Consider the following 16,491-nt stretch of genomic DNA (forward strand, 5'->3'; position numbering starts at 1 on the left):
AGATGCGGTGCCGTGGCTATGCCTATGATCTAAACAGACAGCAGCCATTCTGGCAGCGAGTCTATCAAAGGTCGGCAACCTCGAACACCGTCGCGTTCAGCTTGTAACCACCGTGCTCCGTGAGCAGCAGCCGAGGTTGGGCAGGGTTGACTTCGATCTTCTGGCGAAGCCGGTAGATGTGGGTCTCCAGCGTATGCGTGGAGACGCCGTTGCTGTAGCCCCAGACCTCGTTCAGCAGGGTCTGCCGAGACGTGGGCTTGCCGCCGGCACGGTAAAGATACTTCAGGATGTCGGTTTCCTTGGCCGTCAGACGCACCTTGCGGTTGCGGGCCGTTTCCTGCAGCAGGCGCATGCTCGGACGGAAAACGAAAGGACCGATGGGGAAGGTGGCATCTTCGGAGTTGTCGAAAACCCTCAGCTGGGCCCGCACCCGGGCCAGCAGTTCCGGGAGACGGTACGGCTTCGACAGGTAGTCATTAGCACCGGCATTCAGGCCGCGGATCACGTCCTGCTCGGCATCGGCACCGGTGATCATGATCACCGGCATACGCCGCCCGTCACGGCGCAGCTTGGCGCAAAATTCCCGCCCATCCGCATCCGGAAGCCCGACATCGAGCAGGATGGCGTCGTAGCGTGCGCCCGCGCTGGACAGCTTGTTCTCAGCCTCGGCCGCGCTCTCCGCTTCATCGGCGCTGAACTCACCGCCGATCAGGATCTGCTCGGCCAAGGTGGCACGGAGCACGGCATCGTCCTCGACGATGAGAATTTGGCGCAGGGCGGACATCGGTGGTCTCCAGGGAAAGGGGGTGCCTGCAATGCCGCCAATGTCTTACAGGCAGCCTCAGCAGGACTTCTAAAGGTTCAGTCACAAACGCAGGAACAGAGGCTCTGATCAGACGTCCTCGAACCACTGGACATCGCCATCGTCTAGATCGTACCGGGCGGCAACAACTCTGAGCTTCTGCTGCCGGATTGCGGCCTGCAAGATGGGGCTCTGAGTTTTCAAGCGGGTAGCGACCCTGCGGGCATTGGCAATGACGGCGTCATCCAGCGACACCTTACCGATCGCGTTGCGCGCCGAGAGAACGGCAGGAACGATGGGTTGGATCATCTCTCCGATCACGCCGGGATAGTTCGTGTTGCGCTCCATCACTTCCAGTGCCGCAGCCACCGCGCCACATCCCTCATGGCCCAGAACAACCACCAGTGGGCAGCCCAGCACGCCAACGCCGTACTCGACACTGCCCAAGGCCGCAGTGTCGACCGTGTTGCCAGCATTGCGCACGATGAAGAGCTCGCCCAGGCCCCTTCCAAACAGCAGCTCAGGCGGAACACGGCTGTCCGAGCAGCCGACCAGCACCGCGAAAGGAGCCTGGCCCATGGCAAGCTCAACCCTGCGCTCTCGGCCATGGGCGAAGCTGTAGGGCGCCTCGTGCATATACTCGTCATTGCCCTTCTTCAGCAACGCGAGTGCTTGGTCGGGCGTCAGCGCGGTCTGTGGCACAAGACTGGCTGCCAGCGCGTCGCGGCGGGGCAAGGCAGTGGCAGCAAGGCCGGCGGCTATCCCGCCCGCCAGAAAGCCACGGCGGCCCGGAGCCGGGAAGGCATGAGGTGTTCCGCCACAGCAAAGGCAGGATAAGTGATGCATGGTCGGTTCCAGATTGATCGCGGGATCGGCGATCGCCCCCGCAGGTTACGTTGATGGTCGGCCCACTGGCAGGCGGGCTGAGAAATAGTCGGAGATTGGATGCGGTAGATCGGCGCTAACGGCCCTTCATTGGGCCGTTCCTGCTCAATCGGCCATCCAATCAGTGCTTGGCGGCACCACGGGAACTGCGATGCCGTGCCGGGAAGAGACCACGATCCGGTCTTCCATGGTGTTCTGCTCGTCCGCGCTTGTGTGAACGGAGCTCCGTCAATTCAGCGCGCCGCTGCAAGACGGCTACAATGACAAAGCCAATGTGGTGACGGAGTTTGGCTCCATGACGATACCGTCTTGTGGCGATGAGCAACGTTCTGTGCCGGCTTGACGGTGCCGCGCCTGGCGGCACACCAAGCGGCCCACCCTCCGAATGGACTTTGCTAGATCAGCACGATGGAATCGGCGTCGGACAGCCGCAGGCCAACCAGTTCGATCTCGCGCGCACTACCCGCATACTCGAGTTCGAACAGCAGGCCTCCGGCTGTCTCGCTCATCTGAAAGTCGCGCACGTCCTCCAGGCTGGCATAGCCGTAGAAGTCGAGCTTGTCCTCGGCGAGGTTGAAGTCCTCGATCACGTCGCGCTGTCCAGGCCCCACCCCGTTGTCAGCACCCTCCCTGCTGAAGTTGAAGACAAAGAGGTCGCGTCCCCCGCCGCCCCACATGCGGTCGCCGCCGACACCGCCGCGCAGCCAGTCGTCACCTGCGCCGCCGTACATCAGGTCGTTGCCGGCACCACCCTGGATGACGTCCTGGCCCGTGCCTCCGAGCAGCGTGTCATTTCCGCCGCCGCCGTCGATCTTGTCATCGCCCGCTCCGCCGTCGATGATGTCCGAGTAGTCGAGGGCTGCCATTGCCAGATAGGCGTCATAGGAAGGCGCATAACCGTTCCCGAAACCCATGATCGTGTCGTTGCCCGCACCGCCCGTGATGAGATCGTGGCCGTGTCCGCCGCGGATCGTGTCGTTACCCGAGCCCGCGACCAGAATATTGTTGTCACGCGGAAATGACCACGCTGCGGGATACTCGCTATTACCGAGAATGACGTCGTCAGACGTATTTCCAGGAACAGCAATCACATCGCTTTTTATAGAACCATAGTAATTGGCCATGATTTCTACCATTTCCTCTTTGTGACGGGCAGCGAGCCGTGGGCGCTATTTCCAGCAATCTCGATATTTGCGGAAATAAAAAATTCGTTACGGTGGCGGTTCGACTTTGAACCGTTAAGCAGGCCTGGCTGCCTCCTGCGAGGACTGGATGTGAACCGGTGATCCACTCGCCGTTCCGTAGTGTCGTGCTTGGCCAGACAAGGGAGGAGCGGCCTGCTCCTGCCGATCTGGACGCGGAACAACGATGCGCGAGCGTCTGCCATGCGGGAGTTTGTAACAGCCACATCTCTGCGTCTCTTTGCCAAGCTATGGGCAGCAATCTGGCCCTCATGCACCTGGGCTTGGCGCCGATTTCCGATGCGCGAAAGCCTGTTGGTCGAAATCGCAACGATCTGCTAGACGAACCATCCGCGCATGGTTGCGCGATTTCGATCAAAGAAGATGCGACGGATGGACCCTGCGGAAGCCAAAGAATTGATCCGGATCACCAACAGCCAGTTCAAGGTCTGGCAGGAGAACATCCGGAGAGAGACTCCTCTTGCAAGGCTCCAGGGCAGCCGTGGTGCTACGAGCGCAGAGAAGTGGAAGAACCCGAACTACATGTACTACTGGTTCATCCTATCCATCGCCTATCTCGAAGGCGGTCGGGTGAGCCGGGCGGATATCATTGGGGATATGGATACGGAAAGCTCCGATAGCGGTGCCATAGACGGCGTCAGGCCGAATACGTCCCGCCGCTATCTGGGCGAGGTCAAGGCGCTCGGCCTGATCGAGAGAGCGGGCGAGACAGATTTCCAGCTCACCTCTGCCGGCCGCAAAGTTGTGGAAGCAACCTTGGAAAGTTGGAACGAGGAGTTCGGCAAAATCTTCCGTCGCTTTCACATATGACCTGCGCTGTTGACGACCGGCATGAGGTTGGAAGGCAGCCGGGACGCTCGAGCTTTGGAGCACGGCCGTGCGACATATTGTCGAGCGCTTTCCTGATGCGACATTAGAAGGGCCTGTATGACGGCAGCTATAGGCGATGGTGCTGCAGTATCCAGCGCTTGCATCTGGGCACTACTCTGCGCCGGATGCCAGGATGCTGTCTGTGCCTGATGCTCCGCCTGCTTCGTGGTTTTCCAGATCAGATAGTCGTAGACAATCTGGTAGGCGGCCGTGATGGCCCCTGCCCCTGCCTACGGCAGTGCGCATGGTGTTGAGCATCCGCTGTCAAAGCTCGCCGCAGTGCTGGTAAGTGCCTGCGCAAGAAGGCGCATCATGTCGAGCCGTTCTCGCTTTCCTTGGGTCAGCCGCTAGCATCGGCCGACAATGAACCTCATGGGCCACGAGCCGGTCTGCCGAAAGTTGCTCTTCGCGATGTTCCGCGGCTGGTAGCTCTGCATACCGCCGATGTTTGAACACAGCGCTCTACAGCGCACCCCTTAAGCATGATCGTACTCGGGTTCCCGTCCGCAGCCGGAAGCTTTCTCACGCTTAGGGGAGCCAGTCCTCGCTCCGCAAGCCGTCTACTCGGCTGAACTCGCCCAGACTGCCGGTCACCACCACCAAGCCGCGGCTGAATGCATGCCCCGCGATCATCAGATCATAAGGACCGGTCACGGTGCCCTGTCGCTCCAGGCTTGCGCGGATCTCTGCCATATGCGCCGCTGTCGCCCCTCCGTTGGCCTGGCCGAGCGCTCAGCCCCATGCAACAGCTCGTAGCGCACTACTTCGGAGATGCAGAGCGCCTCGGCTTCGGCATTGAAGCGCGTCCGCAGCTCCGCCAGGCGGTCATGCAGCACCCGAATGCAGAGGCTGGTATCCACCAGGTAGCGCAGCGTCACAGCGCCTCACGATCCTGCCTGGCTGGCTTCCGGCGTTCACCAAGATGCGCGCCCGGACTGGCGAAGAATTATCCCGCAGCGCCTCGGCCGGCACAATCCCGCGGCGAGCACCGTCGCGCAGCATCATTACTCCCGGATGCCCGCCCTCGGAAGCCACGCTTTCAGGCAGGAGCAGGGCCTGAGAACGGCTCAACAGGATCAGGGTGGTTCGTGTCAGCGTGATGTGTCTTTATCTAGCCCTCTGCCATATCCCTTCCAGGCCCATGGTGCGCTTCTTCTGGTGAAGCTGCAGGGATAGGCTGCAATGGCATGTTCAAAGCAGTGTTGGGCAACAAGGCCTCACTACGTCGCTATGACGGCAACCTTCTTCCCCGCCAGCAGCGACGTAGCGGGGTGACGATGCAAAAGCCCTTGAGGCTGCAGAACATGCACTCAGCGGAGTTGAGCGCTCGATAGAGGAAAGGACTGAAGCAGTGCTTCCAGAGCCTATTGCGCCTTGGCGGCATGTTGGGCGTGCCGCGCTTGCTCTGGATCTCTGACAAACAGTGTTGGTGTCATAGGCGCGGTCGGCCATGATCAGGCTGCTCGCGGAGGGTTCCGCAGCAGCGCGGCAATTCGCCGCCTGACCAGGCATCAGCACGACGGCAAGCAGACGAGCCAGGCTGTCGCCGCGGGTGTGGATCTTGGTGGCGCGTCCGCTCCGTCTAACGTCGAGTGCCTGCAACGTCTGCTCCCTCTGCCGCCGGTGGCACGGCCATGGGACTTTATGGAGCTGCCGTTCGAGCAGCGGTTCGGCCCTCAGACAGCCTGTACCGGCCAGCATCTGGAAGAGCCGGGTCCAGGCGCCCTCGCCCACCGCACGAAGCGATTGCACAGCGTCTTGCATGGCCAGCCGGCAGGCGCAGCGGCCCGTCGCCCACCAGACCGCAACACGTGGATAATGCCGCTGATCACCCGCCGCGCATCCGCACGAGGTACGGCAAAGCGGCTTGTTCGGCAGTAACGTCGCCCGGCATTGTGATTGACGATGTTTTGGCCAGAAACCGCCATTCCATTCTTTGTGGGCTCAGAGCCAGCGGCAGTCGCTTATAGCCTTAACCGTGCAACCGCCTTCATGAGTCTGACCTCCAAAAAGTATAATCTCTCCAGATAATAATTTCTTTCATTGATCTGAAGCGATATTTTGCATCAAGGACAACGTGTAGGCCGATGGGATGGCCAATCGGTTTATTCAGAAGCTCCAGGGATTCGCTGACCTCACTGAGGAGGCAGTCGCTGCACTGACAGCAGCGACCCATCGGCCGCAGGATTTCAAGCCACGCCAGGACCTGATTCGCGAAGGCGACCGCCCTGGCCCTGTCTTCGTGGTGCTGGAGGGTTGGGCCATCCGTTACAAGGCTTTGCCGAGCGGATCGCGTCAGATCATGGCCTTTTTAATGCCTGGTGATGCCTGTGACCTGAACATCGGCATGCTGGCCGAGATGGACCACAGCATCCAGACGGTGAGCCCGTCGAAAATCGTCAAGATCGCCGGCGAGACGATGAACGGGCTGATGATGACGCATCCCAGCGTCGCGCGTGCGATGTACGTGGCCCAGCTTGTGGATGAAGGCACACTCCGTGCATGGATCGTGAGCCTGGGTCGGCGAGGCAGCGCGGAGCGCGTGGCGCACCTGCTGCTGGAACTCTACGTTCGTGGTGTGCGCATCGGCATCGCGCATGACGACGAGGTCGAGCTGCCGCTGTCGCAGGTGGTTCTCGCAGATGCGCTTGGCATGACGCCGGTGCATATCAACAGAGTTCTGCAGGAGCTGCGGCAAAGTGGAGCCATCGAGCTGCAGAGGGGTTTGCTGCGTATCCTCGACGCAGCAAAGCTGACCCGGATCTCCGGCTTCGACGACAATTATCTGCATAGGAAGCTGCGGGCTTACCGCTCATCGAACATATAATACTTATATTAACTCTGTATATTGTCGTGCGGCGATATTCCTTTAGATATGGATCATCGTCGGCTGGCAAACTGAGGCGCTGACGGCTGGGGGTGTGAGCCTTCGCCTCATGGGAGGCCAGGCCATGCCGTTGCTCTATATCCATGCTCGAAACGCAACTTTCCATTCTTGCGACCATGGCGCAGAATATGAACAACCTGAGGTTGCTTTGGCGCTGGGTATTCGGGGTGCAGTTGCTATGCTGGCCGAGGACATCGCTCAGGGCGTACAGAGTTCTGCCGTTGAGATCAGCGTCGAAGTCGAAGATGGAACACAGCTTCTTCGCTCTGTTGTAGCCTTTTCGGTCGCTTCCATGATGCCTCGTGGTCGGCTGGATCATGAACAAGGTCGCTGATCAGCGACCGCGGCATAGAAGCGGCTGGATGCTGTGGCCGCGACCGGCTTGCTCTGCCATGGCCAGGCTATCGCATGGTAGGTTCGGCAACTTGGTTTCACGGCCCCGTCATCAGGGACCCAGCCTGGTGACAGAGCAGCGTCCTGGGCCCACTGCAGGTTGGCCTCCGCCTGTGCATCAATCTGGCGGGTTCTGCTCATGCTGATCCGCTGGATCTTCAGCTCTTTTTCCCACGCCCGAGCGAAGTAGCTTTACGCGGGCGTCCTGGATAGGATTGCGGCAGGCGTACTATCGGCGGTGGACCATGCACGGCCTCCAGGCTCTGCACAGATGCCTTTGTCAGATCATCGCGCAAATCACTAACTCTCAGATCCTACACTGCACTAGGAACGAGGCAGCAGATCGTTGCATCATTGGTTACCGGCAAATTCCCTACGAAGTCGAAACGAATACTAATCTGGTTTAATGGTCCTGTGCTCGGCCTGAGCGAGACTGCTGTCATGCAGGGTGCCTTTCCCCTAGACGCCAGCTTCTTCTGCTGCCTGGACAGAGTCTGGGTGCACCTACCGGCCTGCGACGTGCCCGTTCTTGACCTCACCTTCTACGAACTGGTCAACAACGTCGCCAAGTACGGGACCTCGTCCACGCCAGAAGGACGGGTCCTGGTGAACAGGCAGGTCGAGGCTGAAAACCACTCCAAAACGTCTCCCGTCGCCATCCTCTGGAGCGAGCGCGGTGGTCCGCCGGTCAAGCCGCCAGAACTTCGTGGCTTTGGCTCATGCCCGCTGGCAGGCGGATCAGCCCAGGGATCGAATGCCATCACTGAACTCGACGACGCCTCCCATGAGGTAGACTACCGCATTGGCTGGTCTTCACGGCAGATCAAGTGCCAAGCTCGAGGCGAGGCCCGCTGCACAACGACCGGTACGGTTCCTGTCATCATTGATGCCGACACGAATGAAAGATGGCGCGCGCGATGCCCGCCCCATCAGTGCACCGCTACGGGTCACGACTTTCTTTATCTCGGCTGCAGTGACGTTCATGCGGTACGGCATCTCAACGTCGCTTCTGGGCCGTGTCCTAGCTCTGGCCTGTCTGCTGGCCAGTGGCTCTGCGCCCGCTCAGCGTACGCAGGGCCGGCTTCCTGTTCGAAATCTTGAAGGAGGCGGAACCGCATGGCGCAGCTTAAAGTGATGCGGAACCTGGACTGGATTGACCATCCACAGGCTCGCGCCAGCGATGAGCCTTGCAACGAGCCGCAACCCGCCTTTGCTCTCGTCAGTTTGGATCTTGGCGGTCGAATCGTTGGCTGGAACGGCGGCGCCAAGGCTCTTTCCGGTTATGCCGCGGAAGACGTGCTGGGGCGCTTTGGCGGCGCTCTGCTCTGCGCCGAGGATCGTGACGGGATCATCTTTATAGATGGCCTGACGCGGGCGCTCCGCGAGGGATGCTCGCCGGTGGAACGTTGGCATCGGCGCTGCGATGGCAGCCGTTTCTGGGCCACTGGGACAACGACTTTGCGGCTGCATGGAGACAGCGCGGTATCTGGCTTCCTGGTCAGCTTCAAGGATGCGAGCCTGCCGCTACCGGAGGATCCGTCAACTTCAACGATCCAGGATGCACGATATTGGGTGCGGAGCGCGCTGACCTCGGTGCACGCGATAGCTTTGCAAACAGTGCGAGCCGTAAGCTGTGACCAGGATGTCGGCACTGCTCTGGAGCGGCGCATCGTGGCATTGGCCGGCGCGTATGACGCTCGGCTCGAGGCCGCAAGTCAGGTCACGCTGTTCGATCTTTTGAGTCGCGCCTTATGGCCAAGGACCGATCCGGCCACTGTCCGTCTTGAAGGTCCCTCGGTCAGGATCGGCGGCAATGCTGTACAGATGCTTTCATTAGCCATTGACGAACTGCTCGCGAACGCCCTCGTCCATGGCTCGCTTTTGACGAGTTGTGGAAGCCTTGCAGTTTCCTGGGCTTTGCGGCCGCATCAGTCTGGCGCGCCTCAACTGGAGATCCGTTGGATTGAACGCGGCGGCAAGCCGATAGGCACTCCGGCACGATCCGGCTTCGGGCGCAAGCTGATCGAGAAGGCCTTGCCTTACGAGTTAGGGGCGGAAACCTGCCTGGATTTTCAGCCAGAGGGCCTGTGTTGCAGCATCAGCCTGCCGCTATCTGAAATAGGGTGCGCTGCAGACCGGTAAGCTACCACAATCCCTTTCAAAGAACGGGGCTACCTGGAGCCCATGATACAAGCTCCATCATATAGCCGAACGCATTGAAGGCATCGATAAGCCGTCGCCCTGCTGGGCCCAGTTGCGGCACATATTTCTGCGGATGAGGCTCCTCACTTCGTTATCCTCCTGATGTGTTTGGCACCCCCTTTTCCAGGAAGAATGAGCGGTGGAAGCCGGCTTCGATGCCGACTGACCTTTTTCGCTCATTGCTTCAATACGTGAATGAGGCAGATGGTGGGATTTGGCATGCGCTGCAGCCGATGTCCCGTAGCATCCTGGTTTCGCCCGCGATGCTTTGCCCGAAGCAGCGCGGGTTGTGTGTGGACTTGGCACCGGCAGCAACGTGGTGCGCAGCCAGTGCCTTTGTCCCACAGGCTTCAGCAGCTCTTGTGATGGCGAGCATCACCTGCGGCACCCAGCGCTACTATCGCGAGATGAGCAGCGACTCCGGGGGCGCGGCTCCGCCTGCAACGATGCGGGCTGAGCCGGCGGTTGGGATCATGACAGCGACCGCTGCGGAGTTTCTGGCGCCAAGCGGCTGCAGAGATGCCGCTGGCGCTCTATCGCCAATACAAGGCCGTCGGGTTCTCCACGAGGATGCGGTGGATTGCGGTCTGGCCTGCATACGCTTCGAGAAGATCCGCCAAATCCCCATCATTCGGCATCGCCGTCTTGATGTTGGAATGTGGCCAATCGGTTCCCCAGACAAGACGATCCGGAGCCTGAGCGATCAATGCACGGGCAAACGGCACCGCATCGTGAAAAGGCGGTCCGGATGAGAGCCTGTCGCCTCCCGAGATCTTGGCCCAGGCATTCGGCCGCTCCATCAGCCGGAGCACGGCCTGGAACGCCGGCTGGTTGGTGCCGGCGGTGGCCGGAACCCGTCCCATATGGTCGATCACGAAGCGACCGGGCAGTGTGCGGATCCATGGCTCCAGGTCAGGAATGTCGTGGGCGTCCATGTGCAGCTCCACATGCCACCCGCGCTCAGCGACGCGGGCGATGATCTGCCTGGCTTCCGCCAAATCCGGTCGCTGCGCCAGATGCCGTACGAAGTTCAGCCGGATGGCGCGAACACCTCCGGCCTGCAAGGCAGCCAGATCCTGGTCAGCCACATCCATGGCCACCATCGCGACGCCGCGCCGCCGAGATGGATCGGCGGCGATGGCGTCCATCATGGCGCTGTTGTCGTAGCCATGGCAGCTTGCTTGAACCAACACGACTCGCTCAATGCCGAGGACGCGGTGCATCGCCGACAATGCCTCGACCGGTGCGTCCGGCGTCATGAAGGTGCTTTCGGCCACATAGGGGAAGCGGCCTCCAGGACCGAATACATGGCAGTGGGCGTCGCAGGCGTTCGGCGGCAGCGCATTGGCGGGCTGCCGGGTCTCGGGATCAGGTCCAGGAATCGCCAAGGGATGGATCACAGCCGCTCAATCCCGGCCTTGGCAACGATGCCATCATAACGCGCGATCTCGGCTTTCATCAGATCACGCAGGGCATCCGGAGGTCCGGACATCGGCTCGACACCGAGTTCCCGCAATCGGTTCTGAACGTCGGGCATGGCCGCAACACGGATCAGTTCCCGGTTGAGCCGCTCGGCTATGCCCGGTGGCAGTCCCGCCGGCGCGCAGATCCCGTTCCAGGACCTGATAACATAGTCCGGCAGGCCCTCCTCTGCTGTGGTGGGGACCTGCGGCAAGCCAGAAAAGCGGACGGGGGCGGGGATGGCCAGACCACGCAGTCGGCCGCCCAGTTGCGGCATGACTGGCGCCAGGGTCTCGAAGCCCGCCTGAACCTCGCCGGTCGCGATCGCGTTGATCAGCTCCGGCGTGCTGCGATAGTTGACGACCGTGGCCTCGATCCCGGCCACCGACTTGAACAGTTCCACTGAAAGGTGCTGCGCACTGCCAACACCGATCGATCCGAGATTGATCCGGCCCGGCCGCTCTCGCGCCGCGGCGATCAGGCCACGCAGATTCTTGTAGGGACCATCCGCCGCCGTAGCGATAACATGCTCGAACACCGCCAACTGGCCGACAAAGGTGAAGTCCCGGATCGTGTCAAAGGGCAGCGCCCGGTACATTGCCGCAGCCGTGGCCGTGGTGGTGGTCACCAGCAGCAGCGTGTAGCCATCCGGCTCCGCGCGGGCAACGGCTTCCGCGGCGACAATCCCGCCGGCGCTGGGCCGGTTCTCGATCACCAGCGGCTGCCCGCCCAGACCCTCCGAGATCCGCGGCGCCACCAGCCGGGCGATCAGATCGCCCACCCCGCCGGCACCAAAGCCGAGGATCCAGCGGATCGGACGGGAGGGGTAGGACTGAGCGGCAGCGTTTTGGAGTGTGAGGGCTCCCGCCCCGACGGCCGCCAGCGTCCTGCGGCTGATCATGCTCATGCGCGTTTCCTCTTAAACCTTGTTCGTGAGCGTCCGGTCGTCCTGCCGGATCCGAAACAAAGTGTCCTGGTTCGGCGTGGCTTGCCAAGCCATGCCAGCCCCGATCCTCTCCGGTCCGGAGCGCAGCATGTATTTGGCCGCTCGCCGGCGCGACCGATCCGACGCACACTCGGGGACCGAACCGTCGGGAGAACGGGGCACCAACAGCGGGAGCAGGCGCGATGACTGACGGCGGTATATCGATGGGAATGGGGCGGCGCACCCTTATCGGCATGGGGGGTGGCTTGACATTGCTGGGGTCAGCCCGTTCGCGCATCGCGGCGGCAGCCGACAGGACGTTGCGGGTCGGCCTTGTGAACTTCCCGCCCAACATCCGGCCGCTGGAGAATACCGGCTCATCCCAGGCGGCCGTGAAGCTCATGATCTATCGCGGGCTGCTTTCCTATGATCCAGACGGACAGTTGCAGCCTGAGATGGCGGAGGAGTGGCAGGCGGATGGCGCCGCGGCCTACCGCTTTGTCCTGCGCCCGAACGCCAGGTTCCACAACGGTGACGCGGTCACGGCGGAGGATGTGAAGTTCACGATCGAGGAGATCCTGCAGGCGACCTCGGTGGCCTACATGAAGCCCTTCCTCGGCGTGGTAGAGCGGGTGGAGGTCCTTGGCCTACGTGAGGGGCGCATCGTGCTGAAGGAACCCTACAGCCCCTTCCCGCACCTCATGGCAAGCTACCACGCACCCGTGCTTTCCGCACGAAAGGCCATGTCGCAGGGGCTGCCGGTGGGCGCCGGGCCATTCCGCCTGGCGGCTGTGGAACGAGGATCGGCGATCACCGTCGAGCGCTTCCCAGATTTCTACAAGCCGGGCGTGCCGCAGGTGTCACGCATCCGTTTTCAGGGCTATGGCGACGAGAACCTCCGGGTCGCGGCCTTGCAGGCCAGAGATGTGGACATCATCGAAGGGGTGCCGTGGCAGAGCATGTCGGCGGTCGAACAGAATCCGCGGCTGAAGATGGATGCCACGGTCGGTCCTTTCATGAACCTGTTGTTCAACACGCAAAGCGGCCCCTTCGCCGATGCGCGGGTGCGGCGTGCCGTCGCTTATGCCGTCAAGCGCGACGAGGTGGTGCGGGCCGCGACTTATGGCCGTGGCACGCCACTCTTCGGCATGCCCTTCCCGGCGCCCTTCGACGACCTGCCCAGCGCCAACATCTTCTCCTACGACCCCCGCAAGGCCCGGCAACTCTTGCAAGAAGCAGGTGTTGGCAGCGGCTTCAGCGCCACGCTTCTGGCAACGTCCAGCCCCACGCTGCACCAGTCCACGGCGGAGGTGGTGCAGCAGAACCTGCGCGAGATTGGTATCGATGTGGCGCTGCAGTTGCCGGAATGGGGAACCCGCGTTGCCCTCGGTAACCGGGGCCAATACGAATTCGCCGTGTTCGGCACCGTCGCGCCGTGGCCTGATCCGGACGGCCTCGGCATCTTCATGGGCGGGAGCGGAGCCTATACCCGATCGCACGGCTTCAATAGCGCACGCATCAATGCCCTGTTCAGGGCCGGGCGGCAGGAGACCGACATGTTGAAACGCCGCAAGATCTACGACGATCTGCAACGGGCTGCCGCGGAGGAATGCCCCATTGTCTGGCTCTCGCTCCGCTCCCAGGCCTTCGGTATGCAGGCCGAGGTCCAGGGTTTCGCCAACATGCCCGGCAGCCTGACCTTCTATGCCCCCATATCCTTGGAGCGAACAACACCCGGCTAAGGGCGTCCTCGCTCCGCTGCTCGCCGGAAACTGGCTACTTGGCGCTGGCGCCCGACAGCCGGACCAGTTCCTCCATCTTCGCCACCTCGGCAAGCTGGAAGGTCGCAAACTCCTCCGCCGTGCTGCCCATCGGCTGGAAGCCCAGTTCCTCCATCCGCTGCCGCGTCCGTGGCTGGCGCAGGGCCGAGGCAACGGCGGCCGACATGCCTGCAACGATGTGCGGCGGGGTACCCGCCGGCGCGAAAAGGCCCTGCCAGGTATTGAACACATAGCCCGGCAGCGCTTCGCCAATCGCCGGAACTTCCGGCAGGATCGGCGAACGATCCTGCCGCGTCACGCCCAGGGCACGCAGCTGCCCGCTCTGGATATGGGCCAGGGCTTCGACGATCGGCGCGAAGACAATATCGACGCGGCCGGCAATCAGATCCGCGATGGCCGGCGCACCTCCCCGGTAGGGCACATGGGTGAACTCAACGCCGGCCTGCTGTTCAAACAGCACAGAGGCCAGGTGCTGGGTGCTGCCGGAACCGGCGGTGCCGGAATTAAGATGCCCGGGCTTGACCTTGGCCTGAGCCACCAGCTCCGCCACTGAGCGTGATGGGAGCGACGGGTGAGCCACCAGCACAGCGGAATTCATGGCCGTGAGGGAGATGGGCGCGAAGTCGCGCACCACGTGGAAGCCCATGTCGGGATACAAGAACTGGTTGATCGCGTGGGTGCCGATCGCCCCGGCGACGAAGGTGGAGCCGTCCGGAACACTACGGGCGACGGCTTCCGAAGCGATGTTGCCTGCGGCGCCGGCACGGTTCTCCACGACCACGGATTGCCCCAGGACCGAGCCGACGGCCTCAGCCAGGATGCGGGCGGCGGTATCGGTGCTGCCGCCCGGCGCGAAGCCCACGATGAAGGTGACTGGGCGGCTGGGCTTCCAGGCCGGGCTTGCCGGCGCCTGGGCCTGAGCGCGCCGGGTGACAGCGAAAGGAAGGGCTGCAAGAAGCGAGACGCAGGTACGGCGTTGCATGAAGGGGTTTCCTGCCTTCCGGGCGTTGGCCGCCCGTGATGATCGCGAAGGCCAGACGGCGCGGGGCCGCCTGGGGAAGGGATCAGCCGGCGTCGTTGAATCGCTGGATGTAGCTCGCCGCGCCCTGCGACAGGATGCGCGTATCGCTGCCAGCGGTGACGAAATCCCATTTTTGTCCGGCCATACGCCGCGCATGCTCGGCCGAGAGGTTATGAACGGCCGCGATCCGCCCCGCTGCCTGCGCCTTCTGGCGGACACTGGCAATGGCAGCGATGGCCCGTTCATCCTCTGGCTCGGAATCCGGGTTGCCGAACAGTGAAAGACCGAAATCAGCCGGGCCAACATAGACGCCGTCCAGCCCCTCGACCGCCAGGATCTCATCCAATGCGTCCAGCGCCCGGCGCGTCTCGATCATCGCCAGGACCAGGATCTTCTCATTGGCCGTCTTCCAGTAGTCGGCTCCGTGGATGAGGCTCGCGCGCAGCGGTCCGAAGCTGCGCTCGCCGAGCGGCGCGTAGCGGCAAGCGGCAACCAGACGGCGGGCTTCCTCGGCTGAGTTGACCATCGGGCAGATGATGCCCATGGCCCCGGCATCCAGCAGCTTCATGATCTGGCCCGGCTCGTTCCATTCTGGCCGCGCCAGCGGCAAGGCGGAGGTGTTGCCGATAGCCTGCAGCATCTGGATCGCATCTGGCAGATCGATCATCCCGTGCTGAAGGTCGATGGTGATGGTGTCCCATCCTGCCCGCGCCATGATCTCTGCGCTGATGCCGGAAGGAATACTCAGCCAGCCGTTGAGGATGGCACGGCCCTCGGCCCGGCGCTGCCGGATGATATCGCTCATAAAGTCCTCCCCTGAGCCTCTTGGCGAGGCGTGATTAAAGGTTTAATCAATCAGGACATTGATCCTCGATCCTGTCAATATGCAAGATCATGGAGGTAAGCGCTGCCACCTTGTACACCAGCCGAACCCGATGCCCGACCCACCATCGCCGACGTGGCACGTCATTGTGGCGTCTCCGTAGCATCGGTCTCGAACGCATTATCGGGCACTGGGCGAGTGTCGGAGAAGACACGCGAACGCGTGATGGAGGCAGCGAAGCGGCTAGGCTACCGCGCCTCTCCGGCTGCACGTGCCCTCAGGATGCAGCGAAGCTGGTCCATGGGTCTCGTCATTCCTGACATCGCCAATCCTATGTTTGGCCAGATTGCACGGGGCGCGGCAGAGGTGCTGGAGGAAGCCGGATACCAGTTGCTTGTGGCCAGCCACGATGCTCGGCCGGAGCGTCAGTCTGGACAGATCCGCAACCTGGTGGCGCAGCGCGCGGACGGGGTGATCCTGCAGCCTTATTCGTCACGGGACGAGGATGTGTCGCTGCTAACGCGCGCCGGCATTCCATTCGTGCTGCTGGCCCGCCGTCACATGGAGCAGCTGTCCGACCATGTGACGATCGACCTGCGTGGCCCCCTGCTGGAAGGACTCACGCATCTGGCCGCGCTGGGGCATCGTCGGATCGCCATCACCCTGCTCGGAGGCAGGCCTTCCACCACGGCGGAGGAGCGCCTGGCCATCTATTGCAGCTTCATGCGCGAGCGCTTCGGTGCGGTCGACGAGGCGCTGATCCTCCGGATGGCGCATACAGATCTGGACTCAGGACGCGCGGCGGTGCCGGCGCTGCTTGCGGCGACGCCTAGCGCCGTTATTGCCGCCAATGACATCCTGGCGCTCGGCCTGCGCGACGGGCTCCAAGCGGCGGGCCGTTCGGTCCCGCAGGATCTTTCGCTGCTTGCACTGGAGGATACCTTCCTATCTGCCCTGCCTGGGATCGAACTGACCAGTCCATTTCTGCCCAAGCAAGAGATTGGTATGGCGGCTGCCCGGCTGATCCTGGCCAGGATCGAAGTGCCGGATCGTCCCTTCGAGACCGTTGTGCTGCCCGCACCGCTTGTGAAGCGCGCCTCCACTGCATCGGTATGTGCCGGAGGTTGATGCTGCGAAAGCCGTCGTTGATCTGGACAACCATGATCAGGGTAGCATCAGGTCTACTCCGCTCAGCAGCGCGTTACTCCGCTCTTTGACGTTGTTCCGTTCCGATCGAAT

The 16,491-nt window shown here is 62.3% G+C and carries 13 protein-coding genes and 1 pseudogene; 6 read left to right on the forward strand and 8 right to left on the reverse strand.

What is annotated here, in order from left to right; genetic code table 11:
* Positions 1–64: 64 nt before the first annotated feature.
* The 3 genes from ACFOD4_RS00110 to ACFOD4_RS00120 form a co-directional block, all read right to left on the reverse strand.
* Positions 65–784 carry a response regulator transcription factor gene (locus ACFOD4_RS00110; RefSeq protein WP_379592332.1) on the reverse strand — a complete coding sequence of 240 codons (720 nt, stop codon included), beginning with the start codon at positions 782–784 and terminating at the stop codon, positions 65–67.
* 108 nt (positions 785–892) lie between these two features.
* On the reverse strand, positions 893–1,648 hold the full coding sequence (locus tag ACFOD4_RS00115) for a carbonic anhydrase (RefSeq protein WP_379592333.1): 756 nt from the start codon (positions 1,646–1,648) through the stop codon (positions 893–895).
* A 434-nt stretch (positions 1,649–2,082) separates the two neighbouring features.
* Positions 2,083–2,811, reverse strand: a complete 729-nt coding sequence (locus ACFOD4_RS00120) for a calcium-binding protein (RefSeq protein WP_379592335.1) — start codon at positions 2,809–2,811, stop codon at positions 2,083–2,085.
* 450 nt (positions 2,812–3,261) lie between these two features.
* Between ACFOD4_RS00120 and ACFOD4_RS00125 the strand changes: the two genes are divergently transcribed.
* Positions 3,262–3,699: a hypothetical protein gene (locus ACFOD4_RS00125; RefSeq protein WP_379592337.1), complete on the forward strand. Its 438-nt coding sequence runs from the start codon at positions 3,262–3,264 to the stop codon at positions 3,697–3,699.
* A gap of 588 nt (positions 3,700–4,287) precedes the next feature.
* On the opposite strand, the pseudogene ACFOD4_RS00130 reads toward ACFOD4_RS00125, so the two are convergent.
* Positions 4,288–4,637, reverse strand: a pseudogene (locus ACFOD4_RS00130) (PIN domain-containing protein).
* 1,214 nt (positions 4,638–5,851) lie between these two features.
* On the opposite strand from ACFOD4_RS00130, the gene ACFOD4_RS00135 reads away from it, so the two are divergent.
* The 3 genes from ACFOD4_RS00135 (at position 5,852) to ACFOD4_RS00145 (ending at position 9,181) form a co-directional block, all read left to right on the forward strand.
* Positions 5,852–6,586, forward strand: coding sequence for a Crp/Fnr family transcriptional regulator (locus ACFOD4_RS00135; protein WP_379592339.1), 735 nt, complete (start codon positions 5,852–5,854; stop codon positions 6,584–6,586).
* A gap of 124 nt (positions 6,587–6,710) precedes the next feature.
* Complete coding sequence (locus ACFOD4_RS00140; RefSeq protein ID WP_379592341.1) at positions 6,711–6,980, forward strand: hypothetical protein; 270 nt, start codon at positions 6,711–6,713, stop codon at positions 6,978–6,980.
* A 1,175-nt stretch (positions 6,981–8,155) separates the two neighbouring features.
* Entirely contained in the window at positions 8,156–9,181 is a 1,026-nt protein-coding gene (locus ACFOD4_RS00145) for a PAS domain S-box protein (protein ID WP_379592343.1), read from the forward strand.
* A 593-nt stretch (positions 9,182–9,774) separates the two neighbouring features.
* Here the strand turns inward: ACFOD4_RS00145 and ACFOD4_RS00150 are convergent.
* Both ACFOD4_RS00150 and ACFOD4_RS00155 read right to left on the reverse strand, forming a co-directional pair.
* Entirely contained in the window at positions 9,775–10,641 is an 867-nt protein-coding gene (locus ACFOD4_RS00150) for an amidohydrolase family protein (protein WP_379592345.1), read from the reverse strand.
* Entirely contained in the window at positions 10,638–11,609 is a 972-nt protein-coding gene (locus ACFOD4_RS00155) for a Bug family tripartite tricarboxylate transporter substrate binding protein (RefSeq protein ID WP_379592347.1), read from the reverse strand. The genes ACFOD4_RS00150 and ACFOD4_RS00155 overlap by 4 nt, the downstream gene beginning before the upstream one ends.
* A gap of 221 nt (positions 11,610–11,830) precedes the next feature.
* Between ACFOD4_RS00155 and ACFOD4_RS00160 the strand changes: the two genes are divergently transcribed.
* The gene (locus tag ACFOD4_RS00160; RefSeq protein WP_379592349.1) at positions 11,831–13,369 is read left to right on the forward strand and encodes an ABC transporter substrate-binding protein; all 1,539 of its coding nucleotides are present in this window, start codon (positions 11,831–11,833) and stop codon (positions 13,367–13,369) included.
* Between the two features lie 34 nt (positions 13,370–13,403).
* Here ACFOD4_RS00160 and ACFOD4_RS00165 read toward each other — a convergent pair whose 3' ends face one another.
* Together ACFOD4_RS00165 and ACFOD4_RS00170 are read right to left on the reverse strand one after the other, a co-directional pair.
* Positions 13,404–14,390: a Bug family tripartite tricarboxylate transporter substrate binding protein gene (locus ACFOD4_RS00165; RefSeq protein WP_379592351.1), complete on the reverse strand. Its 987-nt coding sequence runs from the start codon at positions 14,388–14,390 to the stop codon at positions 13,404–13,406.
* Positions 14,391–14,472: 82 nt separating this feature from the next.
* On the reverse strand, positions 14,473–15,234 hold the full coding sequence (locus tag ACFOD4_RS00170; protein WP_379592353.1) for an HpcH/HpaI aldolase family protein: 762 nt from the start codon (positions 15,232–15,234) through the stop codon (positions 14,473–14,475).
* A 153-nt stretch (positions 15,235–15,387) separates the two neighbouring features.
* On the opposite strand from ACFOD4_RS00170, the gene ACFOD4_RS00175 reads away from it, so the two are divergent.
* A complete protein-coding gene (locus tag ACFOD4_RS00175; protein ID WP_379592355.1) occupies positions 15,388–16,380 on the forward strand; it encodes a LacI family DNA-binding transcriptional regulator in 993 nt (330 codons plus the stop codon).
* The last annotated feature ends 111 nt before the right edge of the window (positions 16,381–16,491 follow it).

This window comes from Teichococcus globiformis (assembly GCF_042646265.1).
Lineage (GTDB): Bacteria > Pseudomonadota > Alphaproteobacteria > Acetobacterales > Acetobacteraceae > Pseudoroseomonas > Pseudoroseomonas globiformis.

What these genes read in the sequence shown, in the direction of transcription:
- ACFOD4_RS00110 (WP_379592332.1), bottom strand. Translation starts at nt 784, where the DNA reads ATGTCCGCCCTGCGCCAAATTCTCATCGTCGAGGACGATGCCGTGCTC.
- ACFOD4_RS00115 (WP_379592333.1), bottom strand. Translation starts at nt 1,648, where the DNA reads ATGCATCACTTATCCTGCCTTTGCTGTGGCGGAACACCTCATGCCTTC.
- ACFOD4_RS00120 (WP_379592335.1), bottom strand. Translation starts at nt 2,811, where the DNA reads ATGGCCAATTACTATGGTTCTATAAAAAGCGATGTGATTGCTGTTCCT.
- ACFOD4_RS00125 (WP_379592337.1), top strand. Translation starts at nt 3,262, where the DNA reads ATGGACCCTGCGGAAGCCAAAGAATTGATCCGGATCACCAACAGCCAG.
- ACFOD4_RS00135 (WP_379592339.1), top strand. Translation starts at nt 5,852, where the DNA reads ATGGCCAATCGGTTTATTCAGAAGCTCCAGGGATTCGCTGACCTCACT.
- ACFOD4_RS00140 (WP_379592341.1), top strand. Translation starts at nt 6,711, where the DNA reads ATGCCGTTGCTCTATATCCATGCTCGAAACGCAACTTTCCATTCTTGC.
- ACFOD4_RS00145 (WP_379592343.1), top strand. Translation starts at nt 8,156, where the DNA reads ATGGCGCAGCTTAAAGTGATGCGGAACCTGGACTGGATTGACCATCCA.
- ACFOD4_RS00155 (WP_379592347.1), bottom strand. Translation starts at nt 11,609, where the DNA reads ATGAGCATGATCAGCCGCAGGACGCTGGCGGCCGTCGGGGCGGGAGCC.
- ACFOD4_RS00160 (WP_379592349.1), top strand. Translation starts at nt 11,831, where the DNA reads ATGACTGACGGCGGTATATCGATGGGAATGGGGCGGCGCACCCTTATC.
- ACFOD4_RS00165 (WP_379592351.1), bottom strand. Translation starts at nt 14,390, where the DNA reads ATGCAACGCCGTACCTGCGTCTCGCTTCTTGCAGCCCTTCCTTTCGCT.
- ACFOD4_RS00170 (WP_379592353.1), bottom strand. Translation starts at nt 15,234, where the DNA reads ATGAGCGATATCATCCGGCAGCGCCGGGCCGAGGGCCGTGCCATCCTC.